General features: G+C 73.9%; 14 protein-coding genes. 8 read left to right on the top strand and 6 right to left on the bottom strand.

Going from position 1 to position 26,516, the window contains the following annotated elements; genetic code table 11:
• Nucleotides 1-117: 117 nt before the first annotated feature.
• A complete protein-coding gene (locus ACFVUY_RS09480) occupies nucleotides 118-1,026 on the bottom strand; it encodes a UTP--glucose-1-phosphate uridylyltransferase (protein WP_387686625.1) in 909 nt (302 codons plus the stop codon).
• A 216-nt stretch (nucleotides 1,027-1,242) separates the two neighbouring features.
• Here ACFVUY_RS09480 and ACFVUY_RS09475 point away from each other — a divergent pair, with 216 nt between their 5' ends.
• On the top strand, nucleotides 1,243-1,554 hold the full coding sequence (locus ACFVUY_RS09475; RefSeq protein WP_387686623.1) for a hypothetical protein: 312 nt from the start codon (nucleotides 1,243-1,245) through the stop codon (nucleotides 1,552-1,554).
• A gap of 135 nt (nucleotides 1,555-1,689) precedes the next feature.
• On the opposite strand, the gene ACFVUY_RS09470 is transcribed toward ACFVUY_RS09475, so the two are convergent.
• The 3 genes from ACFVUY_RS09470 to ACFVUY_RS09460 all read right to left on the bottom strand — a co-directional run bounded on the left by ACFVUY_RS09470 (nucleotide 1,690) and on the right by ACFVUY_RS09460 (nucleotide 5,574).
• Nucleotides 1,690-3,585 carry a penicillin-binding transpeptidase domain-containing protein gene (locus tag ACFVUY_RS09470; RefSeq protein WP_387728570.1) on the bottom strand — a complete coding sequence of 632 codons (1,896 nt, stop codon included), beginning with the start codon at nucleotides 3,583-3,585 and terminating at the stop codon, nucleotides 1,690-1,692.
• A gap of 185 nt (nucleotides 3,586-3,770) precedes the next feature.
• The gene (locus tag ACFVUY_RS09465; RefSeq protein WP_387728568.1) at nucleotides 3,771-4,289 is read right to left on the bottom strand and encodes a carboxymuconolactone decarboxylase family protein; all 519 of its coding nucleotides are present in this window, start codon (nucleotides 4,287-4,289) and stop codon (nucleotides 3,771-3,773) included.
• Between the two features lie 43 nt (nucleotides 4,290-4,332).
• Nucleotides 4,333-5,574, bottom strand: coding sequence for a CynX/NimT family MFS transporter (locus tag ACFVUY_RS09460; RefSeq protein WP_387728566.1), 1,242 nt, complete (start codon nucleotides 5,572-5,574; stop codon nucleotides 4,333-4,335).
• A 143-nt stretch (nucleotides 5,575-5,717) separates the two neighbouring features.
• Between ACFVUY_RS09460 and ACFVUY_RS09455 the strand changes: the two genes are divergently transcribed.
• Complete coding sequence (locus ACFVUY_RS09455; protein ID WP_387728564.1) at nucleotides 5,718-6,236, top strand: MerR family transcriptional regulator; 519 nt, start codon at nucleotides 5,718-5,720, stop codon at nucleotides 6,234-6,236.
• Between the two features lie 6 nt (nucleotides 6,237-6,242).
• Here the strand turns inward: ACFVUY_RS09455 and ACFVUY_RS09450 are convergent, their stop codons facing one another.
• On the bottom strand, nucleotides 6,243-7,481 hold the full coding sequence (locus tag ACFVUY_RS09450) for a cytochrome P450 (RefSeq protein WP_387728562.1): 1,239 nt from the start codon (nucleotides 7,479-7,481) through the stop codon (nucleotides 6,243-6,245).
• Nucleotides 7,482-7,676: 195 nt separating this feature from the next.
• Here ACFVUY_RS09450 and ACFVUY_RS09445 point away from each other — a divergent pair, with 195 nt between their 5' ends.
• Nucleotides 7,677-8,315, top strand: coding sequence for a hypothetical protein (locus tag ACFVUY_RS09445; RefSeq protein WP_387686607.1), 639 nt, complete (start codon nucleotides 7,677-7,679; stop codon nucleotides 8,313-8,315).
• A 179-nt stretch (nucleotides 8,316-8,494) separates the two neighbouring features.
• Nucleotides 8,495-9,205, top strand: a complete 711-nt coding sequence (locus tag ACFVUY_RS09440) for a hypothetical protein (protein ID WP_387728560.1) — start codon at nucleotides 8,495-8,497, stop codon at nucleotides 9,203-9,205.
• A 106-nt stretch (nucleotides 9,206-9,311) separates the two neighbouring features.
• On the opposite strand, the gene ACFVUY_RS09435 is transcribed toward ACFVUY_RS09440, so the two are convergent.
• Complete coding sequence (locus ACFVUY_RS09435) at nucleotides 9,312-12,521, bottom strand: M28 family peptidase (protein ID WP_387728557.1); 3,210 nt, start codon at nucleotides 12,519-12,521, stop codon at nucleotides 9,312-9,314.
• 356 nt (nucleotides 12,522-12,877) lie between these two features.
• On the opposite strand from ACFVUY_RS09435, the gene ACFVUY_RS09430 reads away from it, so the two are divergent.
• From ACFVUY_RS09430 to ACFVUY_RS09415, 4 genes are all read left to right on the top strand, one after another.
• Complete coding sequence (locus ACFVUY_RS09430) at nucleotides 12,878-14,311, top strand: helix-turn-helix domain-containing protein (RefSeq protein WP_387728554.1); 1,434 nt, start codon at nucleotides 12,878-12,880, stop codon at nucleotides 14,309-14,311.
• 308 nt (nucleotides 14,312-14,619) lie between these two features.
• Nucleotides 14,620-15,477, top strand: a complete 858-nt coding sequence (locus tag ACFVUY_RS09425) for a sterol desaturase family protein (protein WP_387686599.1) — start codon at nucleotides 14,620-14,622, stop codon at nucleotides 15,475-15,477.
• A 70-nt stretch (nucleotides 15,478-15,547) separates the two neighbouring features.
• Nucleotides 15,548-24,793 carry an amino acid adenylation domain-containing protein gene (locus tag ACFVUY_RS09420; RefSeq protein WP_387728552.1) on the top strand — a complete coding sequence of 3,082 codons (9,246 nt, stop codon included), beginning with the start codon at nucleotides 15,548-15,550 and terminating at the stop codon, nucleotides 24,791-24,793.
• Nucleotides 24,780-26,489, top strand: a complete 1,710-nt coding sequence (locus tag ACFVUY_RS09415) for a phytoene desaturase family protein (protein WP_387728549.1) — start codon at nucleotides 24,780-24,782, stop codon at nucleotides 26,487-26,489. The genes ACFVUY_RS09420 and ACFVUY_RS09415 overlap by 14 nt, the downstream gene beginning before the upstream one ends.
• Nucleotides 26,490-26,516 lie beyond the last annotated feature (27 nt).

Raw genomic sequence — 26,516 nt, 5'->3', positions numbered from 1 at the left:
GCCGGACCGCCGATCTGTCGGACCGCAGGCCGGCGGGGAGCCGCTCACCGGCCCGTGCCCGGACGGCCCGCGCCCGGGAGGTCCGGGCGCCGGCCCGCCGGGCACGGGCCGTACCGCCTAGCCGGCGACGGCCGGGGAGAGCTCCGCGGCGAGCCGGCGCAGATCGGGGCCGTACTCGGGGTTGGCGAGCGCCGCGGCGAACTGGGCGCGCAGGTAGGCGGCGGGGTTGCCGGTGTCGTACCAGGTGCCGGCGATGACCTGCCCGTAGACCGCGCGCCGCGCCGCGTAGGCGTTGATGGCGTCGGTCAGGTAGACCTCGTCCTCGGGCTTCTCGTGCCAGCGGAGCGTCAGTTCGCGCAGCTCGTCGACGATGCCGGGGGTGATGACGTAGCCGCCGATCGCCGCGTACGAGGAGGGCGCGTCGGCCGGCTTCGGCTTCTCGACCAGACCGGTGATCCGCAGCGAGCCGCCGCCGAGGTCCTCCTTCACCACCGGCACGCCGTAGCGGTAGGAGTCCTCGGGGGCCATCGGCATCAGCGCGAGCACCGGCGCGTTGGTCTGCTCGTACGCCCGGATCAGCTGCTGCGCGCGGGGGACCTCGGCCACGAAGACGTCGTCGGGCCAGAGCACCAGGCAGGGCTCGTCGCCGAAGTGGCGGGCGGCGTTGAGCACCGGGGTGCCGTTGCCGTACGGGCCGTGCTGGTAGAGGTAGCTGATGTGGCCCTTGCGGGCCAGCTCGCCGACCTCCTCGACCGCCGCCGCGAAGGCCTCCTTGCCGTCCCGGCGCAACTGTTCGACCAGGACGGGGTTGGGGCGGAAGTGCTCCTGGATCAGGCCCTTGTCGCCGTTCACGACGATGGTGATGTCGGTGATTCCGCTCTCGATCAGCTCGCGCACGGTGTGCTCGATGACCGGCTTGTCGCCGACGGGCAGCATCTCCTTCGGCGTGGCCTTGGTCAGCGGCAGGAGGCGGGAGCCGAGGCCGGCGGCGGGGATGACGGCTCGGCGGATCGTCCTGGGGGCCATGTGGCGCTCTCTCGTTTCGTGGGAGGTGCGGCGCCGTGGTGACGCGGCGTCCCGGTCGACGCTATCAAGCGCTGACGTGCCGTTAAGTGGACGGTCGGCATACGGAAGTTGGCCCCGCGGAAGCCGTCCGGATTCCCCGGCGGGGCCGGGCCCTTTTTGCTCCCGAATCGTTTCCCATACCGGAAGACCACCCGAGGACGACCACCGGAGGTTCCCATGACGGACGAGACCGGAACGACGGACGAGACCGGAACGACGTGCGGGACCGGAGGGACGGGCGAAGCCGAAGAGGCGGGCGAGCCCGGCCCGCCGCCGTACCGCAGCTACACCTGGGACGACGAGCACGGGGCCGTCCACGCCATCCTCTACCCGGGCGAGGAGGAGGCCGACGAGGAGCGCAAGGCCGGGTTCCGCGCGATGGGCGCCCGGATGCTGGCCGACCTGATCGCCGAACGGGAGGCGGAGCGCACTCCTCCGTTCCCCGGCGTGCCGGACCTCCGTCTGATCCACGGCGAAGGAACCGCCTGAACCACCCCCCCGCGCCACAGCACTTGCTCCAATCCACCCCCGCGCACGCGCCCCGGCGCGCACGCGGGCGGTGCGCGCCGGACGTCCCGGCCCGGCCGCCGGCGAGGCGTGGCCCGGCGGCCGTGGGCGGTCGGCTCAGCCCTTGCCACCCGCCTTCAGCACCTGGGCCGCGGCCACGCCCGCCGCGCTGAAGCCGTGCCCGCCGCCCTCGACCTCGGCGGCGACGGCGAGGTCGCCGCGGTAGGCGATGAACCAGCTGTTGTTGGCCTGGCCGCCGGCCTCGACGGTGCCGGTCTTGGCGCCGATCTGGCCGGACAGGCCGGCCATCGGGGTACGGGCGGTGCCCTGGGTGGCGGTCTTCGCCATCATGGCGCGCAGGTCCCGGGCGACGTCGGCCGGGAGCTTGCCGGGTGCCGTCGCCCGCTTGGCGTCCTCGCGCAGCACGGGCTGGCGGAACGTCCCGCTCTGCACGGTGGCGGCGACCGAGGCCATCGCCAGCGAGTTGGCCTGGATCCGGCCCTGGCCGATGTACGAGGCCGCGGCCTCGTCCTTGTTCCCGGGCGCCGGGACGGTCGCGTCCCGGCTCGGGACGCCGATGTGCCACTCCAGCCCGAGGCCGAACTGGTCGCGGGCCACCGTGCCCAGGGTGCCGGGCTGGAGCTTCTCCAGTCCCTTGTCGATGAAGCCGGTGTTGCAGGAGTGGGAGAAGTCGTCGGCGAGCGTGTAGGACGGGAAGTCGCCGGGCTCGTCGTTGTGCCAGGCGCGCGGCGAGTAGGTGGTGGCCTTGCAGGGCACCACGGTGTCCGGGCCGACCCCGGCCTCCAGCAGGGCGGCCGCGGTGATCACCTTCATCGTCGAGCCGGGCGCCTGGCCGCCCGCGATCGCGCGGTTGAACCCGCCCTGCGGGGCGTACGCCATCGCCAGGATGTTCCCGGTGCTCGGCTGGACGGCCACCAGCGAGGCCGGATTGCCGTTCGCCGACTGCTGCTTGACCGCCTCCTCGGCCACCTGCTGCAGGTCGGCGTCCAGGGTGAGCTTGACCTGCGGGGCGCTCGGCGGGGTCAGCACGAACAACTGCTCCGGCTCGCTGCCGCCGCCCGGGCCCGAGAGCATGACGGCCCGGCCGGTGACGGTGGCGGCGCCGTCCGGCGGGGTGATCTGGGGGAGGACGGCGCGCAGCGACGGGAAGGTGTCGAGCGGCCGGCCCTTGCGGTCGGTGGGCTTGGAGACGGCGTTGGGCAGTGCCTTCACCGCGATGGTCCCGCCCTGGGCGAGCTGCGGGTGGATCACGGACGGCTTCCAGCGCACCACGGGCCGGCCGTCCTGGGAGCGGACGACGCTCAGCACCCCGTCGTACTCCCAGGCGTCCGGGGTGCCCTCGAACTCCGCCTTCACCCGGAAGCCCAGGGCCGGTTCGCTCGGGGAGTCGGCCTGGGCGCGGCCCGTCCCGGTCAGGGCGAGCGAGCGGGGGCCCACCTGCTCCTGGAACGTGGTCAGCGCGGCGCGGGCGGTCTCCGGCCGGTCGGTCAGACCGGAGGCGGCCGCGATGTCGCCGCGGCTCCAGGCGGCCAGGAACTCCTTGGCCGCCGCCTCGGCCTGCTCGGCGGTCGGCGGGTCCTGCGGGGCCTTCGACACGGTGCCGGCACCCTGGTGAGCGCCGGACGGGCCGTTGTCCGTCACGGCGTTCAGCACGTTGTAGGCGCCGTAGCCGCCGACCGCCAGCAGGGCGGCGAACACCCCTCCGGCCGCCACCATCACGACCCGGCGCGTGGTCGATCCGCGCGGGGCCCCGCCACCGTCCTGCTCCTCGTCCTCGTCGAACGGCTCGTACCGGACGTCGTCGTCGGCGAGTTCGTCGTACTCCCGGTGGGCGCCGTAGCCGTCCTGCGGCTGAAGCCCCTCGTGCCCGTGAAGCCCCTCGTGCCCGTGGACTCCGGCGTGCCCGCTGTGCCCGTCGTCCTCGTCGTACTGGTCATATCGGTCGTACTCGTCGTGCTGGTCGTGCCGGTCGTTCTTCCGCTCCCCGGACATGCCGCCGTCCCCCCTGTGATCCCTCGTGTGCCGCGGGCACGCCCCCTCCGGTATGTCGGCCCGCCTCGGCCCGGCCGGACGAAAGTCCGTTCGGGCGCGGATCAGCCTATGCCGGGACGGGTGATCGGTCGACCGGTGCGGCCCGCCCGGTGATCGGCCGGGCGGGCCGCAGGGGTGCGGGCCGGTCAGGCCCAGGGGTCGGTGAAGGACCGGCCGGGGACGGGCTTGGCGACCAGGGCGATGGCGGTGAAGAAGTTGACCTGGCCGATGGCGAGCATGAGCGTGGTCAGCGCCTTGTCGTCGTAGTGCCCGGCGACCTCGGCGTACAGCGCGTCCGACACCCGCTCGCCGTGCGGACTGGGCCGGAGGACGGCCTCGGCCAGGGCGAGCGCCGCGCGCTCGGGGGCGGTGAACCAGGGCGAGTCCGGCCAGCCGGCGACCGAGGCGATCCGCTCCTCGGACTCGCCGGCCGCGCGGAGGAAACCGGTGTGCAGGACGGTCAGGTAGGTGCTGCCGGCGATCTGGCCGGCCCGCAGCTGGACCAGGCCGATGGTGCTCCGGGGGACGGACCCGTTGCCGGTGGCCCTGAACAGCGCGGCCGAGACCTCGGTGATCTCGGGGACGAGCTCCACCGGATCCTGGGCCATGCGCGGGCGCAGCGGGACCTCGGCGGTGATCGGGCGGGTGTTCGTGCTGGCGTTCATGCTGGCGTTCCTCTTCTTCCGAGCGGGTGGGTGGACCGTGCGGTCACCTGTCCGACGGATCCCGGCGCGGGTTTGTGACAGCCCGCCCCGCCCGCAGTCCGAGGACGCAGCCGGCCACCAGCAGGCCGGCCATCGCGAGCAACGGTGCCGTCCAGGTGCCGCTCGTGGTGCGCAGCGCCGAGGCGAGCGCGGGGCCGGTGGCGGCGAGCAGGTAGCCCCAGGTCTGGGCCATGGTGGAGAGCGCGGCGACGTGTTCCGGGTCGGTGCCCCGGCGGGCGAACAGGACGGCGGCGAGCGCCTGCCCGCCGCCCATGCCGATTCCGAGGACGGCGGCCCAGAGCGGGGCCCCGCCGGCCGGGGCGAGCACCAGGCCGAGCAGACCGAGGACGCAGACGGCCACCACGCCCAGGATGTGCGGCCGTTGGTCGGTCCGGGCGGCGGCCAGGGTCGGGACGAGGAACCCGCCGACGGCGAGGCCGAGGATCAGCACGGCCTGGTCGGTGCCGGCGGCGGTCCGGCTCAGTCCCGCGTCGACCAGGAGGGTGGGCAGCCAGGCCAGCGTCGCGTAGAAGACCAGGGTCTGGACGCCGAAGAAGGCCGTCAGGCTCCAGCCGAGCGCCGTCCGCCCGACCGGTCGGCGTCCGACGGGTGCGGCGGGCCCGGCCGGCTCCGATGCGGCCCGAAGCTCCCGTGCGACCCGCAGCTGCGGCACCAGGCCGGCCGCCGCCAGGGCCGCGGGGACGACGGCGATCGCGATCGCGGCCTGCCAGGACCAGGCGTCCGCGACCGGCGCGACCAGCGCGGCGACGACCGCCGAACCGGCGCCCATGGACAGCGCGTAGACGCCCGTCATGGTGCCGATCCGCCGGGGTGCGAAGCGGGCCCGGACGAACACCGGGATCAGCACGTTCACCACCGCCACCGCGACCGGCACCGTGCCCGCGTACAGCCCGGGCAGGCCCGCCGTCCGCAGCGCCGCTCCGACCAGCAGCAGCACGCTCGCCCAGAACAGCCCGCGCTCCTCGCCGAGCCGCCGCCGGGCCAGGGCGCCGAGCGGGGCGAACAGGCCCATGCACAGCGGCGGCAGCAGCGCGAGCAGCGTCACGGTGCCCGGGCCCCACCCGGCGACCGGCGCGAGCGGCCCGATCTGCCCGAACGCGACCCGGGTGTTGAGGCTGAGCAGGACGAAGCCGAGCACGAGCAGGGCTCCGGAGGCCCGGGGGGTGCCGGGCGCGGGTACGGCGGTGACCGGCGCGGTGGTGGCGGGCGCATCGGTGGGCGGCATGAGAGGAGGGCCCTTCGCTTCGACAAGAGGTTAGGCTTGCCTAAGCTTTCTCGCTCAAGCGCGCTTGAGCGCAACCCGGCCCGAACACAACCTGGCCCGAACATGATCCGGTCCGGGCCCTCCCCTGACGGAGGAGGCGGCAGATGGCGGAGCTGTACTCGATCACCGAGGTCGCGACGGCCTTCGGTCTCTCGGTGCCGGCCCTGCGCTACTACGAGGAGTGCGGCCTGGTCGCCCCCGCCGCGCGCCGCGGCCGGGTCCGCCACTACGACCGGGAGGCGCTGGAACGCCTCGCCCTGGTCCAGCTCTGGCACGTGGACGGGATGATCCCGGTCGGCGGGACCGCCGCCGTGCTGGCCAGCGGGCAGGCGGCCGAGCGCAGGGCGCTGCTGCACGCCCAGCGGGACGGGATGCTCGCCCGCGCCCGCCGGCTGGAACACGCCGCGGCCGTCCTCACCCACATGCTGCTGTGCAGTCGGGACCGCCCGCTCGACTGTCCGACCACCCGGGCCCACATCAGTGCCCGGGTGGACGCCGCCCTGGCGGGCGAGGAGCTCTCCGACGGCTTCCTGCCCGGGCTGCCGGACGGCCCGCAGCCGGAGCACCCGCTGCCGGAGCACCCGCAGCCGGAGCACCCGCTGCCGGACGGCTCCGCGCCGTAGGAGGCCTCAGCCCAGCACCGCCGGCGTCGGCCCGTCCGGCCGTACGGTGATGCTGTACGCCGCCCCCGCCGGCCGTGAACGGAAAACCAACGGCCCCATCGGCAAAAGGAGTTCCAGCAGCGTGGTGGTCTCGCGCAGCGCGAACCGGGTGCCCAGGCAGGCGCGGGCGCCGAGGCCGAACGGGAAGTAGGCGCCGAGCTGCCCGGGGCGGTCGGCGTCGGTGGCGAAGCGGGCGGGGTCGAAGCGCTCCGGGTCGGGCCACAGTGCCGGGTCCCGGTGGGTGAGGTACGGGCAGACCAGCACGTCCGTCCCGGCGGCGATGCGGTGCCCGGCGATGACGTCGTCCTCCAGGGCGTGCCGGGGGAGGAGCCAGGCGGAGGGGTAGAGCCGCAGCGTCTCGCTCACCAGCGCCTGCGGATCGGCCGTCCGGGCCTCGGGGTGGCGGTCGAGCAGCAGGAAGAGCCAGGTGAGCGTGGTGGCCGTGGTCTCGTGGCCGGCGACGAGCAGGGTGACCAGCTCGTCCCGGATCAGCCGGTCGGTGTACTCGGGGTGCCGCTCGCCCGCCTCGACCAGCATCCGCAGCACCCCGGGCTCCTCGGTCGGGTCGGCCGAGCGGGCCGCTTCGATCGCCGCGTGCGCCACCGCGTCGATCCGGGCGAGGTCCGCGGCGACCGCGTCCCGGGCGTCCGCCGCGTTGGTCGGCAGCGTCGGCATGGCGGCCACCACCCGCTCCACCGACCGGAGTTCGCCGTCGGTCCGGTCGTCCAGCGGCTGCCCGGTGAGCGCCCGCCAGACGGTGTCCAGGGCGAAGCCGCGCATCTCCTCGCCGACGTCGAAGGTCTCCCCGGTGCGCCGGTACCCCTCCCAGCGCTCGGCGGTGCGGCGCGCCGCCGCGGCGATTCGGTGTTCGTAGCGGCGCATCCCGGTGCCGGTGAACTGCGACTGCAGAAGCCGCCGTTGACGCTTCCAGGCGTCGCCGGCGGCGGACAGCACGCCGTCCCCGACCAGCATCCGGGCGCGGTGCGAGCGCTTGACGTACCGGTCCGGGTGGTGGCCCAGGACGTGCTGCACGGCGGCCGGGTCGGTGACCAGGACGGTCGGCGTCGGGCCGAGCCGGAACGCTGCGATGCCGCCGACGCCGCGCCGCGTCCGGGCCAGCAGCTCGACGAGCTCGGCCTCCTCGGCCCGCCACTGCTCGACGGCCTCGGCGGCCAGCTCCGGTACCGGGCGGGTGTCCGTGCTCACGGGGCGGGTCCTTCCGTTCGGCTGACGGTGCGTCCGTTGCGGCCCGACTCTATGCCAGGGCGGGCCCGCCCGGGTTGCGCCGAACGGGTGGCGGCCCCGGCCCGGGACGGCGCGGGGGCCCGCCGGGACGTCCGCGCACGGCTAGCGTGCGACCGGGCCGACCGGCCCCTGCTCGTTGCGCGGATGGGAGAACGCATGCCCGGGACCCGGCACTTCGGAGGCGGCCGGACCCGCCGAGCGGCCCGGTGGCTGGCGGTGGCCCTGCTCCTCCCGGCCCTCACGGCCTGCGGCGGCGGTGGCGGCGGTGGCGGCTCCGGGTCGGCCGGTGCCCCCCAGGCCGGGCAGACCGGCCAGAACAGCGCCTCGGGGCAGCCGGACGACCAGCGGACCAAGGACGAGGGGGACCAGGGCAGCTTCCGGAACGCCGGCGAGCCCTCGGCGAACGTCCAGGGCAGCGACCGCACCGCCCGGATCAGCCTGTCCTTCCCGTCGAGCACCACGACCGACTTCACGGCCGTGATCAGCAAGGTGTCCGACTGCGGCAGTACGGAGTACGCCACCCCCGCCTCGCAGCAGGTCCAGGTGATCAACGGGCAGAGCGAGCGGGTCGAGTTCCAGCTCCCGCCGTGGAAGCCCGGCACCGAGAGCCGGAACATCTGCCTCACGGTGACGGCCGACAACTCCACCAAGCGGATCGAGGCCGTGGGCTCGGTGATCATCAGCAACCCCGGCGCAGGGGCCAGCACCGGCAACGGCGGGACCAACGGCTCGACCCCCACCGGCGGGTCGAGCCCGTACACCGGTGCCCCCACCGGCACCGGGAGCACCTACTGAGCCCTGCCGAGGAGGCACCCCCGGGGGAGCCGGAGCGGCCGTCCTCGCGTTCCTGGTCGGACTGGATCGCCAAGCTCGCCACCTGGGTCGCCCCGACCACCCTCCTCACCGCGCTGCTCTTCTTCTTCGGCTACGCCTACACCAGTTCGCTCTACGGCTACTTCGGCATCGACGCCGGCATGATCGGCTTCGCCACCCAGGACGTGCTGCTCCGCAGTTCCCCCGCGCTGTACGTGCCGGCCGGGGTCGCCCTGTGCGGGGCGCTGGTCGGCGCGCTCGGCTACCACGTCGCGACCAGGGCGGCCGAGGGCGGCACGGTCGGCGCCCGGACGGTGCGACGGGCCTGTTCGGCCGTCGCCGTACTGGTCGTGCCGCTGCTGCTGCTCGGCTTCCTGGCCGGCTTCGAGGTGTTCGACGCCGGCCCGATGGGCACCCCGCTGCTGATCGGCGGCGGACTGCTGCTCGCGGTCCTGGCCCGGCTGCTGTACGTGCGCGGCACCGGCGCGCCGTACCCGCTGACCGGCGAGCGGGCGGCGCTGGGGATCAGCGTGGCGATCGCCGTGCTCTGCGCGTTCTGGGCGGTCGGCGGCTACGCCCAGCAGAAGGGCACGGCCGACGCGGAGCAGCTGGCCCGGCACCTCTACCGGCGTCCGGCGGTCGTCCTGGACACCCCGGAGCGCCTCCACCTGGGATGGTCCGGGGTGCGGGAGACGGCGCTGCCGGGCGTGGAGCCGGGCGAGCGGTTCCGCTACCGCTACGAGGGTCTGCGCCTGCTGGCCCACTCCGGCGGCCGGATGTTCCTGATCCCGCACACCTGGACCTGGGAGACGGGCAACGGCCTGATTGTCCCGTTCGACGAGACCGTCCGGGTCGCCTTCCACCCGGGCTGAGAGGGCCGGGCGCGGACCCCGAGAGCCCGGGCGTACGGCTGCGCCGCGGTCCGTCCCCTCGACGGACCGCGGCGCAGCGGCTTCACCGGGTGTCAGAGCGTCCCGGTCACACCTGCTGCCAGAGCGCGGGCACGATCGGCGGCTCCCAGCCGACCTGGGCGGTGTGGCCCTGGAGGCAGCGGTAGCTGACGCCGTTGTAGGTCACGATGTCGCCGGCCTGGTAGGTGGTGCCGGCGGTCCAGGTGCCGCCGGGGTTGGGCGAGTCGCTGCCCACCACCAGCGAGAAGCTGGTGCTGTGGGTGGCCGAGCCGGTCCCGGTCAGGGTGATGTTGTAGGTGCCGGTGGGGGTCGAGGCGGAGGTGGCGACGGTGAGCGTCGCCGAGCCGCCGGACTGCACCGAGGACGGGTTGAAGGAGACCGTCACGCCGGTCGGCGCGCCCGAGGCGGTCAGGTTGACCGTCTGGGCCGAGCCGGAGGTGGTCGAGGTGGCGACCGTCGCGGTGGTGGTCTCACCGGGCTTGACGGTGGCGGTGGCGGGGTTCACCGAGACGGAGAAGTCGTTGGTGGGCGTGGTGCCGCCGACCGAGGTCTTCCAGATGGTGTACGCCACGCCGTCGGCGCTGCGGTTCAGCACCGTCGCGTCGATGTTGGCGGTGGTGTCGCAGGAGGAGTGGTAGCAGGAGTCGTAGGAACGGCCCGCCGTGCCGCCCCACTTGGCCGCCTGGGCCGAGGTCTTGGTGTCGCTGGCGCCGGCCGCGTAGCCGGAGGTCGGGATGCCGGCCTGCTGGAAGGAGTAGTCGTCCGAGCGGCCCTGGCCCTCGACGTTCTCCTCCGGCTTGAGGTTCAGCGAGTCCCAGTAGGCCTTCATCGGGGCGGAGGCCGCGGAGTTGATGTTGTTGATGAAGTAGCCGGCGTTGGTCGAGGCGATCATGTCGAAGTTGTAGTACGCCTTGATCGCGGAGCGCTGGGCGGAGCCCAGCTGGCCGACGTAGGACTGCGAGCCCTGCAGGCCCTGCTCCTCACCGGTCCACCAGGCGAACCGCACGTGCCGGGTCAGGCTGGGGTTCTGCTGGGCGAGCACGAGCGCGTTCTCCAGCAGGGTGGCCGAACCGGAGCCGTTGTCGTTGATGCCGGGGCCGGCCGAGACGCTGTCCAGGTGGGCGCCGAACATGGTGACCTGGTCGGCCGGGCCGCCGGGCCAGTCGGCGATCAGGTTGTTGGACTGGTAGGTGCAGGAGGTGCAGGTCTGCTCGGTGACGCTGTAACCGGCGGCCTGGAGCTTGCCCTTGATGTACGCCAGCGACTGGCTGTGTCCGGCGCTGCCCGCCCGGCGGTGGCCGCCGTTCTGGCTCGCGATGCTGTTCAGCTGGGACAGGTGGGCCTGGATCTTGGCGACGTCGATGTCGGGCGCGGAACCACCGGGGTTGCCCCCGCCACCGACGGTGAGGCTGTACTGGGCGGTGTGGGTGGTGGTGCCGGCGGTGCCGGTGACGGTGATCTGGTAGGTCCCGTTCGCCGCGCTCGAGGAGGCGTTGAGGGTGAGGGTGGCGGAGGAGCCGGCCTGGACGGAGGAGGGGTTGAAGCTCGCGGTGACGCCGGAGGGCAGGCCGGAGGCGGTCAGGGCGACGGTCTGGGCGGTGCCGGAGGTCACCGCGGTGCTCACCGTGGCCGTGGTGGAGGCGCCGGGCTGGACGGAGCCGGAGGCCGGGCCGAGGGAGAGCGAGAAGTCGTTGCTGCCGGACGGCGTGCAGGTGGGGTCGCCGGTCTGGGCGGGGACGCTGACGGCGTCCCAGGCGGCCTTGGCGCGGTTGAAGAAGGTGCAGGTGGGGTCGAGGTTCTTGGCGGCGGTCAGGGTGGCGGTGCGGTAGCGCTTGTAGGTCATGCCGCTGGTCTTGAGGAGCATGCCGCCGTAGAAGACCCGGCCGGCGTCCTTGATGCCGATGCCGGTGACGGAGGAGTTGTTGCAGGTGGGGCTGGTGGGCTTGCCGCCGCCGGGGGCGGAGCCCTCGGCGAGGAGGTAGAACCAGTGGTTGAGCGGGCCGGCCGCGGCGTGCTCCTCGGTGTTCGGGATGGACGCCGAGTAGCAGTTGGGGTTGTTGCTCACCAGGGAGGGGTTGTACATGTTGCGGATCGGGCCGTTGCCGACCAGGTTGATCATCTCGCCGACGGTGTAGTCCGGGGTGTCGTACGGCGAGGGCTCGTTGGCGTAGGCCTCGGTGAGGGCGCCCATGATGTCGCCGGTGGCCTCGCCCAGGCCGGACTCGTTGTTGGCGCCGCCGGGGGTGTACTGGTCGATGCCGTGGCCGAACTCGTGGCCGACCACGTCGATCGCGGCGATCCACTCGTTGGCCTGGCTGTGGCCGATGGATATCGTGCTGCCGTCCCAGTAGGCGTTGACGTCACTGAGGCCGACCTTGACGGGCCAGCTGCCGCCGTTGCCGTTGTGGCCGTTGCGACCGAGCCAGTCGCGGAGCATGTCCCATTCCTTCTGGGCCGCGAACATCGCGTCGCCGCAGCCGGTCTCCTTGCTGGAGGCGCTGCCGGTGCCCCAGGAGTCGGAGGACTTGGAGAAGACCTGTCCGGTGCTGTAGTCGGAACACGACAGGCCGGGCCGGTTGGGATCGCGCAGCGAGTAGGAGCCGCCCGAGCTCGTGGTGCTGATGGTGACCGGGGCGGGTCCGTTCCACTTGCTGTTGACGGTGCCGGCGCGCACGTCGTCGTAGCTGTCGAGCACCTCGCCGGTGGCCGCGTCCACGAAGACGTGCAGCGTGCTGGGCGCCGACGCGGTGCGGCCCTTGAGGACGGTCTCCCAGGCGAGCCGGCCGGTGCCGTCCTTGACCCGGACGACCAGGCGGCGGGAGTCCACCGAGTCCACGGTGGCCAGCTTCGTACGGGCGGTCTTCTCCGCGGCCGCCGCGCTGACCTGCGGGGTGGTCGAGCCGCCGACGGGGCCGGTGGCGGCGGACTGCAGGGCGCGGACCGTGCCCCGGGAGTCGGCGAGGACGACCGCGTCGCCGCCGACCACCGGCAGGCCGTGGTAACTGCGCTCGTACGAGACGGAGTACAGGCCGCCGAGCCAGGGCGTGACGGCCTTGCGCTCGTACGTCTCGCCCGGGCCCTTGGCCAGCGCGTCCAATCCCGCGTTCGCAGCCGCGTCGGCGGCGTTGACGGCGGCGGCCAGGGCGCTCGGCGGCGCCGGGGAGGGGGCGGGTGCGGCGGTGGCCGGCCCCGCGGTGGCGGCGATCATGCCGGCCAGCACGGTCAGGGTGGTCGCCGCGGTCAGCAACCTTCCCGCGGAAATCCTGCGTTGCATCATCGGGGCTCCTCGCGTGTGGGGGTCCTCGGCCGCGGACGGCAGGCCGGTGGCACACCGCAGGGGGCCGCATCTGGGGGACGGCCGTGCGGGCCGTCCGCGCTCGGGTGCCCGAACCCTCACACGGCGTCATGCCCAGGTCAATGCCTGGTGCGTGCGAGGCAAGGGGTTGGCAAATTCCGTCAAGCCCGCAGGTCCGGCTTTGCGTCAAGCTGGGCTTTCCTTCAAGTGGTTGAGACCACCTCATGTACGGAGCCGGTGGCGATCGAGTACCGTCCTCGTCATCGGAGTCGTCGGAATCACTGGAACCGTCGGCAGTCCCTGCGACCGGCCGAGGACGACCCGCCCGGGAGGCAGCCGTGCAGCGCAACCGTGTGGTCCCTGCGGCGGTGGTGCCGGCACCGCCGACCGGCCGGGGGCAGGACGCCTGGCGCGAGTTCGGTGCCCGGCTGCGGCACTGGCGGCGCCGGGCCGGACTCACCCAGGCGCAGCTCGGCGCCGGGATCGGCTACGACCACACCGCGGTCAGCAAGATCGAGCACGGCGCCCGCCGGGTCACCCCCCGGGTCGCCGACCGGATCGACGAGCTCCTCGGCGCGGAAGGCGAGTTGAGCGCCGCCTGCCAGCGCGCCGAGAGCGCCGAGCTGTGCGTGCTGGACGCCTTCTCACCCGCTCTGCTCCGACCTCCGCTGCCGGGCGGGGCAGCGCCCGGCGCGCCCGTCCCGCCCCCGGCCCCCGCTCCGCTGCGACTGCCGGACTACGGCCTGCTCTGCCCGCTGCACGGCGCCGAGGGCTGCGCGGTCCCCCAGGCCGGAGAACTCGTCGCCCTGCACGCCGAGTTCTGTGCCCCGGAGGGCCTGGCCGACCCGGCCGCCGGGCGCCCGCTGGACGACGTCACCGCGCACGCCCTGACCGGGCTGCTCGCCGCCCACCTGCGCTCCGGCGAGACCGGTGACCGGCCGGGCCTGGCCGCCGCAGTGGAGCGCACCCTGCACGCGGTGCTCGCCCGGCTCGCCGGCGCCCCCGCCGTGCAGCGCGGTCCGCTGGTCCGGCTGGCCGCCGAGCACGCCCACGCGGCCGGTGCGCTGCGGATGCAGGACGGTCGCAACGCCACCGCGATGGCCTGCTACGACCGCGCCCTCACCTGGGCCGGGCTGGCCGTGGACCGGGCCACCCAGGTCGGCACGCTCAGTGACATGAGCATCCTGGCCCGGCTGGACGGCGACCCGGTCGCCGCGCTCGGTTACGCCCGCGAGATCGAACGGGTCGCTCCGGACCGGCACTGGGCCGGCGCGATGGGCCGGATCAGCCGGGCCCGGGCGTACGCGCTCACCGGTGACGTGCGGGCGACCGTCCGGCAGATCGGGCTGGCGCGGGCGCACCTGGACCACATCGGCGCGGAGGACGAGGTCGACGTGCCCTGGCTCTCGATCGCCTCGATGCGGATGCGGGTGGAGTCCGCCGCGGCCGCCGCGCTGCGCGACCTGGCCGCCGCCACCGACGACCCCCGGCTGGCCCGCCGCGCGCTGGACGCCACCGAGACCGCCCTCGGCCTGCTGGGTCCGGACCAACTGCCCTCCAGTCGACTGCTCTTCATCGTCCGGGCGGCCGACTGCCACGTCTGCGCGCACGACCCGGCGACGGCCGTCGAACTGCTCGGGCCCGCCCTGGAGGCGACCGGCGTGACCGCCCTGCCCGCGCTGGTCGAGTACGAGCTGCGCGGTCTGCGCGACCGTCTCGCGGCGCACGCGCCCCGTGCCGCACACCGGTTGGCGGAGCCGGCCCGCTCCTGATCGGGCGGTGCTCCGGGGGCCGCGGCGACGGCCGCCCGATTGGCCGGATCAGGTGGCCGCGCGGGGTGGCACGGAAGGGGCGCACACCAGCGCCCGCCGACCTGGACGGATGCGGTCGCACGCCGCCAATTCCCACTCCTTCTCGAAAATGCGCCCCCTTCACGCCGTACGAACGTCAACTTCGTGAGCGTATAGTCCGCCGATCGGGTCATTCATGGAGTTAACACGTCGAATGACTGTCACGGCGCGTGTCTGCCGCTAGAGTCTCTGACGTTTCCAGTCGTTAGTCCGCGAAGAACGGGGGGCGCGTGCTGTCAGCCATTGCCCGCCGGCTCGCCCACCCGCTGCTGCTGCTGGGTGTGCTGTGCACGGCCGTCGCGACCCTGCACTTCCACTGGGCGCCGGACCGGGTCTCCCCGCTCTTCCTGGTCGCCGTCCTCGGATACCTGGCGGTCCTGGAACGGGTGATCCCGTACCGGGTCGACTGGCATCCGAGCCGACGCGAACTCGGCTGGTACAGCGTCTACTTCGTGCTGAGCATGGTCGGTGGAGCGCTGGCCCAGGGGCTGGTGGCGACGCTGGTGGAGGTGCTCGGCCCGGCCCACCCGGCGCTGCCGTTCGCGATGGAGATCCCACTCGCGCTGCTGGTCGGCTCGCTCGGCGACTACCTCGTGCACCGCTGGTCCCACCGCAACCGGTGGCTCTGGCGGCTGCACGGGGTGCACCACGTCCCGGACAAGGTGAACGTCGCGAACAACGGCGTGAATCATTTCCTGGACGTGCTCGTCGCACAGTCCGTGGTCCAACTGTCGCTGGCGCTGATCGGATTCTCGCCGGATTCAGTGTTCGTGGTCGGAATATTCGTCCTGGCTCAGGGGTATTTCGTCCACGCCAACATCGAAGTCCGAATCGGCCCGCTCGGCCACGTCCTGGCCGGGCCGGAACTCCACCGCCTGCACCACAGCACCGACCTCGCCGAAGCCGGCCACTACGCCTCCGACCTCTCGCTCTGGGACCACGTGTTCGGGAGCTTCACCTGGCGGCCCGGCAGGGTGCCGAAGGCCGTCGGCCTCACCGACCCGGCCGCGTTCCCCACCACCGGGGAGCTCGGTGCCACTCTGCTGCACCCCTGGCGCCGGGCGAAGACCACCGAGCAGTCCGTCTGAACCCCGGCCCGAGCGGCCGCTCCCACTTGCCCGTGTCCCCGGCGCCACGCCATCACCCCCGGATTGGACCATGACCTCCTCGCCCTTCGCCGTGCCCCGCGAACGCATCGCGATCACCGGTATCGGCTGCCGCCTGCCAGGACACGCCAACGACCACCGGTCCTACTGGAGCAACCTGATCGAGGGCCGGGACTGTCTCGCAGAGACGCCCGCCGACCGCTACGACACCGGCACCCTGGGCAGCAGGGACCGGGCCAAGCCGGGGCGGCTGATCGGCGGCCGGGGCGGCTACATCGACGGCTTCGACACCTTCGACCCGGACTTCTTCGGGATCAGCCCGCGCGAGGCCGAACACATGGACCCGCAGCAGCGCAAGCTCCTGGAGGTCAGCTGGGAGGCCCTGGAGGACGGCGGCCTGCGCCCCGGCGAACTGGCCGGCCGCGAGGTCGGCGTCTACATGGGCGCCTTCACCCTCGACTGGAAGATCCTCCAGTTCGCCGACCTCGACTTCGGCACCATCGCGGCGCACACCGCCACCGGCACCATGATGACGATGGTGTCCAACCGGATCTCGCACTGCTTCGACTTCCGCGGGCCCAGCGTCTCGATCGACACCGCGTGCAGCTCCTCGCTGGTCGCGGTCCACCTCGCCTGCCAGAGCCTGCTCCGCGGCGAAACCGAACTCGCCCTGGCCGGCGGGGCGTTGCTGCACATGGCGCCGCAGTACACGATCGCCGAGACCAAGGGCGGCTTCCTCTCCGCGGACGGCCGGTCGCGCGCCTTCGACGCCTCCGCCGACGGCTACGTCCGGGCCGAGGGCGTCGGCGTGGTCGTGCTCAAGCGGCTCTCCGACGCGCTGCGCGACGGGGATCCGGTGCACGCCGTCATCCTCGGCACCGGCGTCAACCAGGACGGGCGCACCAACGGCATCACCGTCCCCAGCGCGGACGCCCAGGTGACCCTGATCGAGCGGGTCTGCGCCGAGGCCGGGGTGGTGCCCGGCAGCCTCCAGTACGTCGAGGCGCACGGCACCTCCACCCCGGTCGGCGACCCGATCGAGGCCGCCGCCCTCGGCCGGGTGCTCGGCATCGGCCGCCGGCCCGGGGACCGCTGCTACGTCGGCTCGGTCAAGACCAACATCGGACACACCGAGGCGGCGGCCGGCGTCGCCGGGCTGATCAAGACCGCGCTCGCGATCAAGCACCGCCGCATCCCGCCGCACCTCAACCTGGAGCGGCCCAACCCCGGCATCGACCTGGACGCGCTGCCGTTCGAGATCCCGACCGTCCCGGTGGACTGGCCCGAGCACCGGGGGCCGGCCCGCGCGGGCGTCAACTCCTTCGGCTTCGGCGGCACCAACGCCCACGTGCTGCTGGAGGAGCCGCCGCGGCCCGATCCCGCCGCAGCGGTGGCCGGGCCGGCCCGCTCGGTGCTGCCGCTGAGCACCAAGGACACCGCCGCACTTCCCGAACTGGCCGACGCCGTACGGCAGGAGCTCGCCGGCGGGACCTCCCTGGCCGACCTCGGCCACACCCTGGCCCACCGCCGCCAGCACCTGCCCGAGCGGCTCGGGGTGGTCTACTCCACCCGGGAGGACCTGGACGAGGCGCTGGCCGCGTACGCGCGCGGCGAGGAGCACCCGCGCGTGGTCCAGGGCCGCGCCCGGGAACGCCGGCAGCGCCGGCTGGCCTGGGTGTTCACCGGCATGGGCCCGCAGTGGTGGGGCATGGGCCGGGGGCTGTACGAGCACGAGCCGGTCTACCGGGAGGCCGTGCAGGCCGTCGACCAGGAGATCCGCGCGCAGGCCGGCTGGTCGCTGCTGACCGAGCTGGGCCGGGACGAGGCGGACTCCAGGATGGCCGAGACCTGGCTCGCCCAGCCCGCCAACTTCGCCGTCCAGGTGGGCCTTTCGGCGCTCTGGCGGAGCCACGGCCTGCGCCCCGACGCGGTGGTCGGCCACAGCACCGGCGAGGTCGCCGCCTTCCACGAGGCCGGGGTGTACGACCTGGCCGACGCCGTGCGGGTGGTGCTCGCCCGCAGCCGCCTCCAGCAGCGCCTGGCGGGCAGCGGCAGCATGCTCGCGGTCGGTCTGCCGGAGGCCGAGGCCGAGCGCCGCATCCGCCCGTACCGCTCCCGGATCTCGCTCGGCGCGATCAACAGCCCCTCCGCGGTGACCCTGGCCGGGGACACCGAGGCGCTGGCCGAGCTGGCCGAGGAGCTGCGGCAGCAGGGCGTCTTCGCCCGCCTGCTGGACGTCGAAGTCCCTTACCACAGCGTGCGGATGGACCCGATCCGGGACGAGCTGGTGGCCGCGCTCGCCGTCATCAAGCCCCAGGAGGCGCGGCTGCCGCTCTATCTGACCGCCCGCGAGGAGCTCGCCCGCGGGCCGGAGCTGGACGGCGAGTACTGGTGGCAGAACGTCCGCAACCCGGTGCGCTTCCGGGCCGCCGTCGAGCGGATGGCCGAGGACGGCCACGGACTGTTCCTGGAAGTCGGCCCGCACCCGGTGCTCGGCCACGCGATCCGCGAGTGCGCGGAGCGGGCGCACGTCCTGCCGTCGATCCGCCGGCAGCAGGACGAGCCCGAGCGCCTCGCCCGCGGCCTCGCCGAACTGCACACCCTCGGCGTCGAGTTGAGCTGGGACGCGCTGCACCCGGCGGGCCGCCCGGTACCGCTGCCGGCCTACCCGTGGCGGCGCGACCGGTACTGGGTGGAGCCCAAGCCGGTCGAGCAGGTCCGGCTCGGGCAGCTGGACCACCCGCTGCTCGGCCGCCGCACCGCGAGCGCCCAGCCCGGCTGGACCGTGGTGCTCGACCCCGAGCGGCTGCCCTACCTGACCGACCACCGGATCGAGGGCCAGGTCGTCTTCCCCGCCGCCGGGTACCTGGAGATGGCCGCCCAGGCCGTCCGCACCCTGACCGGCGGCACCGAGGTGACGCTGGCCGAGATCGAGCTGAACCGGGCGCTGTTCCTCTCCGAGACCGAGCCCGTCCCCGTCCAGCTCGGCTACGCGCCGGAGGACGCCCGCTTCACCATCGCCTCCACCCCCGCCGGCGGCGAGCCCGCCGTGCACGCCGGCGGCCGGGTCCGCACCGGCCAGCGCCGCGGCTACGGCCCCGCGCTGGACGCGGACGCCCTCCGTGCCCGGGGGCGGCACCTCGACGGCCCGGACTGCTACCGGCAGCTGGCCGCGCGCGGCTACGACTACGGGCCCGCCTTCCAGGCCATCGCCGAGGTGTGGGCGGGCCCCGGCGAGGCGCTCGCGCGGATCCGGCCGACCGCCGAGCTCGGCCCGGACGCGGCCGACCACCACCTGCACCCGGTACTGCTGGACGGCTGCTTCCAGACCCTGCTCACCACCCGGCTGGAGGAGCCCGAGGGCGGCAGCGTCCGGCTCCCCGTCTCGATCGCCGAGGTCCGGCTCGACGAGATCGGCGACCGCCCGCTGTGGGTGCACGCCACCGTCACCCGGGACAGCGGCGAGGAACTCGTCGGCGACCTCGCGCTCTACACCGAGGACGGCACCCCGGTCGGCCGGGTCACCGGCTTCCGGGTCGCCGACGTCGCCCAGGCCCCGGCCTCCGTCGGGCTGGCCACCATCGACGGCTGGCTCACCGAGGTCGACTGGGTGGAGGCCGCCGCACCGGCCGTCGACGGGACCCCCGGCGACCTGCTGCTGTTCGCCGACGAAGGGGGCCTCGCCGAGCGGCTGGCCGCCCTGGCCGCCGGCCGGGGCGCCCGCTGCCACCTGGTCCGGCCCGGCACCGAGTACCGGCACGGCGACGGACACTCGACCGTGCGGCCCGACTCCGCCGAGGACGTCCGGCGACTGTTCGCCGACCTCGACCCAGGCTTCGCCGCCGTCGTCCACCTCTGGAACCTCGACCAGCCCGCCCTCGCCGCCACCACCGCCGACCGGCTCGGCCCGCTCGCGACCCTCGGCGCCTACTCCCTGATCGCCCTCGCCCAGGCCCTGCCCGCCGCCCGCCCGGACGGCCGGCTGCACATCGTCACCCGGGGCACCCAGCCCGCCGCCCCCGGCGACCGGGTCGAACCGCTCGGCGCCCCCGCCTGGGGCATCGGCCGGGTGCTGTGGCAGCAGGAGCTGGTCGCCCAGCGCGGCACCCTGATCGACCTCGACCCGGCCGTCGCCGCCGCCGACCAGGCCGAGGCGCTGCTCGCCGAACTCGCTGCCCGGGACGAGCAGGAGATCGCCCTGCGGTCCGGCGGCCGGCTCACCAGCCGGCTGCGGCAGGCCGAGGGCCTCACCCGGCCGCTGCCGCCGGTCCTGCGCCCCGACGGCAGCTACCTGGTCACCGGCGCCTTCGGCGCCCTCGGCCGGCTGCTCTGCCGCACCCTCGTCCGGCGCGGCGCCCGGCGGCTGATCCTGGTCGGCCGCACCGCCCTGCCCGAGCGCTCCGAGTGGGCCTACACCGAACCGGACACCCCGGTCGGGGAGCGGATCGCCTTCCTGCGCGAGCTCCAGGCGCTCGGCGCCGAACCGCTGCTCGCCCCGATCGACGTCACCGACGAGGCCGCCCTCGCCGACTGGCTCGCCGACTACCGGCAGCGCCAACTCCCGCCGATCCGCGGCGTGTTCCACCTGGCCGGACAGGTCAGGGACACCCTGCTGGCCCAGATGGACCGGCCCGCGTTCGACGCCGGCTACGCCCCCAAGGTGATCGGCGGCCACCTGCTGCACCGGCTGCTGCGGGACGAACCGCTCGACCACTTCGTGCTGTTCGCCTCCGTCGCCTCGCTGCTCACCACCGCAGGCCAGACCAACTACGCGGCCGGCAACGCCTTCCTGGACGCCCTGGCCCACCACCGCCGGGCCGAGGGGCTGCCCGGGCTCAGCCTGGACTGGGGGCCCTGGGCCACCGGCATGATCGAGGAGCTGGGCCTGGTCGCCCACTATCGCGACGCCCGGGGCATGAGCTCGCTCCCGCCGGACGCCGGAACGGCCGTCCTGGAGCGCGTCCTCGGCCAGGACCGCGCCCAGCTGCTGGTCGCCACCGTGGTCGACTGGCCGACCTTCCTCGCCTGGTACCCGGCGCCGCCGCCGCTGGTCGCCGACCTGGCGGCGAGCGCCGCGGAGCAGGCCCCGGTCGAGACCGGGGGCTTCCTGGACGCCTACCGCGCGGCCGACCCGCAGGCCCGCCGGGAGCTGGTCGTCGAACGGTTCACCGCCGCCGCCGCGGCCGTGCTGCGGATCGGCGCCGAACGGATCGACGCGGAGACCAGGCTCGGCGCGCACGGCCTGGACTCGCTGCTCGCGATGGAGCTGCGCGCCCGGGTGCACGGCGAACAGGGCGTCGCCCTGCCGGTGGTGGCCCTGCTCAGCAATGGCACCGTCGGCGACCTGGTCGACCTGCTCACCGAGGGCCTGGCCGAGCGGCTCACCGCCGACGGCGGCCCGGCCGAGGCCGAGGTCGAGCTGTACGCCGACGAGTCCCGCTTCCCGCTCACCCACAACCAGCAGGCGCTCTGGTTCCTGCGCCTGCTGCACCCGGACGGCTTCGCGTACAACATCGGCGGCGCCGTCGAGGTCCGCGCGGAGCTCGACCCGGAGCTGATGTTCGGGGCCTTCCGCCACCTCGTCGCCCGGCACCCCGAACTGCGCGCCGCCTTCACCGCCGAGGAGGGCCGCCCGGTCCAGCGGATCCGGGAGGAGGCCGAGGCCGACACCGGACTGTTCGACGTCGAGGGCCGGCCGTGGGAGGAGATCCACGACCTGATCGTCCACGAGTACCGGCGGCCGTACGACCTCGCCGAGGACCCGCTGGTGCGGCTCCGGCTCTTCCGGCGCGGGCCGGACCGCTGGGTCCTGATGAAGGCCGTCCACCACATCGTCTCGGACGCGATCTCCACCTTCACCTTCATCGAGGAGCTGTTCGAGGTCTACGAGGCGCTGCGCCAGGGCCGCACCCCGGAACTGCCCCCGGTGCCCGCCCGCTACCTGGACTTCCTCAACCGCCAGAACCGCTTCCTGGCCGGGCCCGAGGCGCGGCGGATGCTCGACTACTGGCGCGGGCACCTGCCGGCCGAGATGCCGGTGCTGGCCCTGCCCACCGACAAGCCGCGCCCGGCCGTGCAGACCCACAACGGTGCCTCCGAGTTCTTCCGGCTGGACGCCGAACTCACCGCCCGGGTGCACGAGCTGGCCCGGGCCAACGGCGCCACCCCGTTCATGGTGCTGCTCAGCGCCTACTACCTGCTGCTGCACCGCTGGTCCGGGCAGCCGGACATCGTGGTCGGCAGCCCCGTCACCGGCCGCACCCAGGAGGAGTTCGCCTCCGTCTACGGCTACTTCGTCAACCCGCTGCCGCTGCACGTGAGCCTGGCCGGGGAGCCGACCGTGGCCGAGCTGCTGGGCCGGGTGCGGGAGAGCGTGCTCGGCGGGCTGGACAACCAGGAGTACCCCTTCCCGCTGCTGGTCGAGCAGTTGGGCCTCCAGCACGACCCGAGCCGCTCCGCGGTGTTCCAGGCGATGTTCATCCTGCTCACCCACAAGGTCGCCGTGGAGCGCTTCGGCTACCGCCTGGAGTACATCGAACTCCCCGAGGAGGAAGGACAGTTCGACCTCACGCTGTCCGCCTACGAGGACCGCGCGGACGGCTGCTTCCACTGCGTCTTCAAGTACAACTCGGACCTCTTCGAGCCCGCCACCGTCCAGCGGCTGGCCGCGCACTACCGCAACCTGCTGGACGCCATGACCCGCGCCGCCGAGGACGAGCCGGTCGGACGGCTGCGGATGCTCGGTGACGCCGAACGGCGGGAGATCCTCACCGGATTCAGCGGCGCCGAGCGCCGGATCGAGCACGACACCCCGGTGCCCGAGCTGATCGCCAAGGCCGCCGCCGAACGGCCCGAGGCCGTCGCGGTGGTCGCGCCCGGCCGGGACGGCGTCCGCCGGCTGACCTACGGCGAACTGGAGCGCCAGGCCCAGCGCACCGCCGTGAGACTGCGCGAACTCGGCGTCGGCGAGGGCTCGGTGGTCGCGGTCTGCCTGGACAAGTCGCCCGAGCTGATCACCACCCTGCTGGGGATCTGGCGGGCCGGCGCCGCCTACCTGCCGCTCGACCCCGGGCACCCGGCCGACCGGCTCGCCCACCAGGTGACGGACGCCGGAGCGGCGCTGGTGGTGGTCGACCAGCGGCGCCCGCTCCCCGCCGACCTGCCCGCCGAGCCGGTCACCCTGCAGGAGCTGGACCGGCCGGTCCTGGGGGGCGCCGTGCCGCTGCCCGCCGCCGACCCGGACCGGCCCGCCTACCTGATCCACACCTCGGGCTCCACCGGCCGGCCGAAGGGAGTCCGGGTCGACCACCGGAACCTGGCCGCCGTCACCGCCGGCTGGCGCGCCGAGTACCGGCTGGACACCGAGGTCCGGGTGCACCTCCAGATGGCCGGCACCGCCTTCGACGTCTTCTCCGGGGACTTCGCCCGGGCGCTCAGCACCGGCGGCACCCTCGTCCTGGTCGACCGCGAGCTGCTCTTCGACACCGCCCGGCTGTACCGGGTGATGCGCGAGGAGGCCGTGGACGGCGGCGAGTTCGTGCCCGCCGTGGCCCGCGGGCTGCTGGCCCACTGCGAGCGCGAGGGCCTGACGCTGGACTTCCTGCGGCTGCTGATCGTCGGCTCCGACTCCTGGAAGGCCGCCGAGCACCAGCGGGTGCGCGCCCTGTGCGGCCCGCGGACCCGGCTGGTCAACTCCTACGGGCTGACCGAGGCCAGCGTCGACAGCACCTACTACGAGGGCGCGACCGAGCAGCTGGAACCCGGCCGGATGGTGCCGATCGGCCGGCCGTTCCCGAACAGCGCGGTGTACGTCCTGGACCCGTACGGCGAGCCCGTCCCGGTGGGCGTGCCCGGCGAGCTGTGGATCGGCGGCGCGGGCGTCGCGGCCGGCTACCCCAACGACCCGGAGCAGACCGCCCGGCGCTTCGTCACCCTGGAGCTCGACGGCGCCTCCGCGCGGCTCTACCGCACCGGCGACCTCGGCCACTGGGACACCGCCGGCACCCTGCACCTGCTCGGCCGCATCGACAACCAGGTCAAGGTCCGCGGCCACCGGATCGAGCTCGGCGAGATCGAGGCCCACCTCACCGCCCGTCCGGAACTCGCCCAGGCCTGCGTGACGGTCCGCCAGGACGCCCGGGGCGAGGCCTCCCTCGCCGCCTACGTGGTGCCCGCCGAGGGCACCGTGCTGGACCGCCGCGAGCTGCGCCGCCACCTGGCCGAGCACCTGCCCACCGTGATGATCCCCTCCTACCTCACCGAACTGCCCGCCCTGCCGCTCACCCCGAACGGCAAGGTGGACCTCGCGGCCCTGCCCGAGCCGAAGGCCGACACCGCCGGGGCCCAGCACGAACCGCCCGTCACGCTCTACGAGACGAGGGTCGCCGAGCACTGGCAGAACCTGCTCGGCCTGGACGAAGTCGGCCTCCAGCACGACTTCTTCGAACTCGGCGGCAGCTCGATCCGGCTCATCGAGCTGATCCACCACCTGCAGAGCGAGTTCAACATCAGCATCCCGGTCGGCCTGCTGTTCAAGGTCACCACCCTGCACGGCATGGCCCGCACCGTCGAGCAGATCATCACCGGCGAGGTGGCCGGCGGCGAACCCTACCTCTGGTTCAACGCCGCGGCGCCCGAGGACCGCACGGTCTTCTGCTTCCCGCCGGCCGGCGGCCACGGGCTGGTCTACCGGCAGCTCGCCGCGCACCTGCCGGAGCACCGCATCGCCTCCTTCAACTACCTGACCGGCGACGACAAGACCGCCCGCTACGCGGACCTGGTCGAGGAGCTGCACCCCTCCGGGCCGTACGTCCTGCTCGGCTACTCGCTCGGCGGCAACCTCGCCTTCGAGGTGGCCAAGGAGCTGGAGCGGCGCGGACGCACGGTGGCCTCGGTGCTGCTGGTGGACGCCTACCGGGTCACCGAGGCCTTCGACCTCGGAGAGGAGCACCTGGCCGTCTTCGAACGCGAACTCCACGAGCACCTGCACCGCCACACCGGCTCGCGGATCGTCGCCCGGGAGACCATCGAACAGGCCAGGGACTACCTGGAGTTCAGCAGCAGGACGCCCAACACCGGCACCGTCAGGGCCCAGTTGGACGTGGTCTGCGAAAGCGACCGGCTCTCCGTGCACGTGGGCGGCGAACCGGGCGCCTGGCACGGCGCCTCCACCACGGGCACCGCGGTGTACGTCGGGCACGGCGCCCACGCCGAGATGCTCGACGGGGAATTCGCCGCCCGCAACGCCGAACTGGCCGGCGCCATCCTGGCCGGGGGCACCGCCGATGTCCTCGGCTGACCGCGGGCCGGACTGGTCCACCAGGGAACGGGCCGCCGGCGGCCCGCCCCGGGTGATCGTGATCGGGGCCGGCCTGGCCGGCCTCGCCACCGGCTGCTACGCGCAGATGAGCGGCCTGGAGACCCGGATCTTCGAGAAGCACGTGCTGCCCGGCGGCTGCTGCACCGCGTGGTCCCGGCACGGCTACCTGTTCGACTACTGCATCGACTGGCTGATCGGCACCGCCGAGGGCACCGGGGCGCACCAGGTCTGGAGCGAACTCGGCGCCCTGGACGGCAAGTCGGTGACCCGCTTCGACACCTTCAACCGGGTGGTCGACGAACACGGCCGGGCCGTCACCTTCTACGGCGACCCGGACCGGCTGGAGGCCCACCTGCTGGCCATCGCGCCCGGCGACGCCAAGCCGATCCGGGCCTTCTGCCGGGACCTGCGCCGCTACGCCGCGATCGAGCTGCCCTGGGGCCTCACCCCGCCGCCGCTGCGCACCACGGCGGAACGGCTGCGCACCCTGCGCACCGTCCTGCCCGCCTTCCGGCTGTTCTGGCGCACCGCGACCACCCCGATGAGCGGCTTCGCCGAGCGGTTCCAGGACCCGCTGCTGCGGCGGGCCTTCCCCAACATGTTCCTCCAGGAGCCCGAGGGCTTCCCGCTGCTGCCGTACCTGTACACCCTGGCGGCCGCCCACAACGGCAACGCGGGGTTCCCGGAGGGCGGTTCGCTCGGGCTGGCCCGCTCGGTGGAGGAGCGCTACACCTCGCTCGGCGGGGTGATCGGCTACCGCTGCCGGGTGGAGCGCATCCTGATCGAGGACGGGCGCGCGATCGGCGTGGAACTCAAGGACGGCTCCCGGCACTTCGCCGACCACGTGGTGGCCGCCTGCGACGGTCCGACGGTGCTCGACCGGCTGCTGGAGGGCCGGTACTCCAGCCCCGCCACCGAGAAGCTGTACGGCGAACTGCTCGACAAGCCGGGCAACCTGTACCCGGCCGTGGTCTCCGCCTTCGTCGGCGTCGACGGCCCGCTGCCCGAGGGCGAACCGCACAGCACCACCTACCTGCTGTCGCCCGAGGACGGTGCGCGGCTGCCCGGCTCGCTCCAGCGTAGCCTGGTGGTGCAGCTGCGCTCCACCTACGCGGACGGCTTCGCCCCGCCCGGCAAGTCGGTGCTGCACTGCACCTACTTCAGCGACTACCGCTCCTGGAAGGACCTGCGGAGCAGCGACCGCCGGGCCTACCGGGCGCGCAAGCAGGAAGTCGCCGCGTTCGTCCGGGAGTTCCTGGAGCGGACCTACCCCGAGCTCGGCCCGCGGATCGAACTCGTCGACGTGGCGTCGCCGGTGACCACCGAGCGGTTCACCGGCAACACCTACGGCAGCATCCTCGCCTGGCAGGCCTTCTCCGAGGCCGAGGACGCCGCCAACCGGCTGGTCAACCGGGACCGGATGCGGCTGCCCGGGCTGAGCGGCTTCTCCATGGCGGGCCAGTGGACCTCGCTCGGCGGGCTGATCCGGGCCGCCACCAGCGGACGGTTCGCCGCGCAGTACCTCTGCCAGGAGCTCGGCCGGCCGTTCCGGGCCTGGCCGAGCGACAACCGGGAACCCTGGCACGCGGGCAAGTGGGGCCGGCTGCCGCAACTCGGCCGGGCCACCGTGGGAGCGCCGGAAGTGGGAGTGGCGGAAGTGGGAGCGGCGGAGTGAGCGGGACGACGACCGGCGGCCGGCAGA

The sequence above is a fragment of the Kitasatospora sp. NPDC058063 genome, assembly GCF_042885395.1.
Taxonomy (GTDB): Bacteria; Actinomycetota; Actinomycetes; order Streptomycetales; family Streptomycetaceae; genus Kitasatospora; species Kitasatospora lactacystinica.
This window is presented reverse-complemented; position numbering and strand designations above follow the sequence as displayed.

What these genes read in the sequence shown, in the direction of transcription:
- ACFVUY_RS09465 (WP_387728568.1), bottom strand. Translation starts at nt 4,289, where the DNA reads ATGAACGCCAGCACGAACACCCGCCCGATCACCGCCGAGGTCCCGCTG.
- ACFVUY_RS09420 (WP_387728552.1), top strand. Translation starts at nt 15,548, where the DNA reads ATGACCTCCTCGCCCTTCGCCGTGCCCCGCGAACGCATCGCGATCACC.
- ACFVUY_RS09455 (WP_387728564.1), top strand. Translation starts at nt 5,718, where the DNA reads ATGGCGGAGCTGTACTCGATCACCGAGGTCGCGACGGCCTTCGGTCTC.
- ACFVUY_RS09475 (WP_387686623.1), top strand. Translation starts at nt 1,243, where the DNA reads ATGACGGACGAGACCGGAACGACGGACGAGACCGGAACGACGTGCGGG.
- ACFVUY_RS09480 (WP_387686625.1), bottom strand. Translation starts at nt 1,026, where the DNA reads ATGGCCCCCAGGACGATCCGCCGAGCCGTCATCCCCGCCGCCGGCCTC.
- ACFVUY_RS09415 (WP_387728549.1), top strand. Translation starts at nt 24,780, where the DNA reads ATGTCCTCGGCTGACCGCGGGCCGGACTGGTCCACCAGGGAACGGGCC.
- ACFVUY_RS09470 (WP_387728570.1), bottom strand. Translation starts at nt 3,585, where the DNA reads ATGTCCGGGGAGCGGAAGAACGACCGGCACGACCAGCACGACGAGTAC.
- ACFVUY_RS09435 (WP_387728557.1), bottom strand. Translation starts at nt 12,521, where the DNA reads ATGATGCAACGCAGGATTTCCGCGGGAAGGTTGCTGACCGCGGCGACC.
- ACFVUY_RS09445 (WP_387686607.1), top strand. Translation starts at nt 7,677, where the DNA reads ATGCCCGGGACCCGGCACTTCGGAGGCGGCCGGACCCGCCGAGCGGCC.
- ACFVUY_RS09460 (WP_387728566.1), bottom strand. Translation starts at nt 5,574, where the DNA reads ATGCCGCCCACCGATGCGCCCGCCACCACCGCGCCGGTCACCGCCGTA.
- ACFVUY_RS09440 (WP_387728560.1), top strand. Translation starts at nt 8,495, where the DNA reads ATGATCGGCTTCGCCACCCAGGACGTGCTGCTCCGCAGTTCCCCCGCG.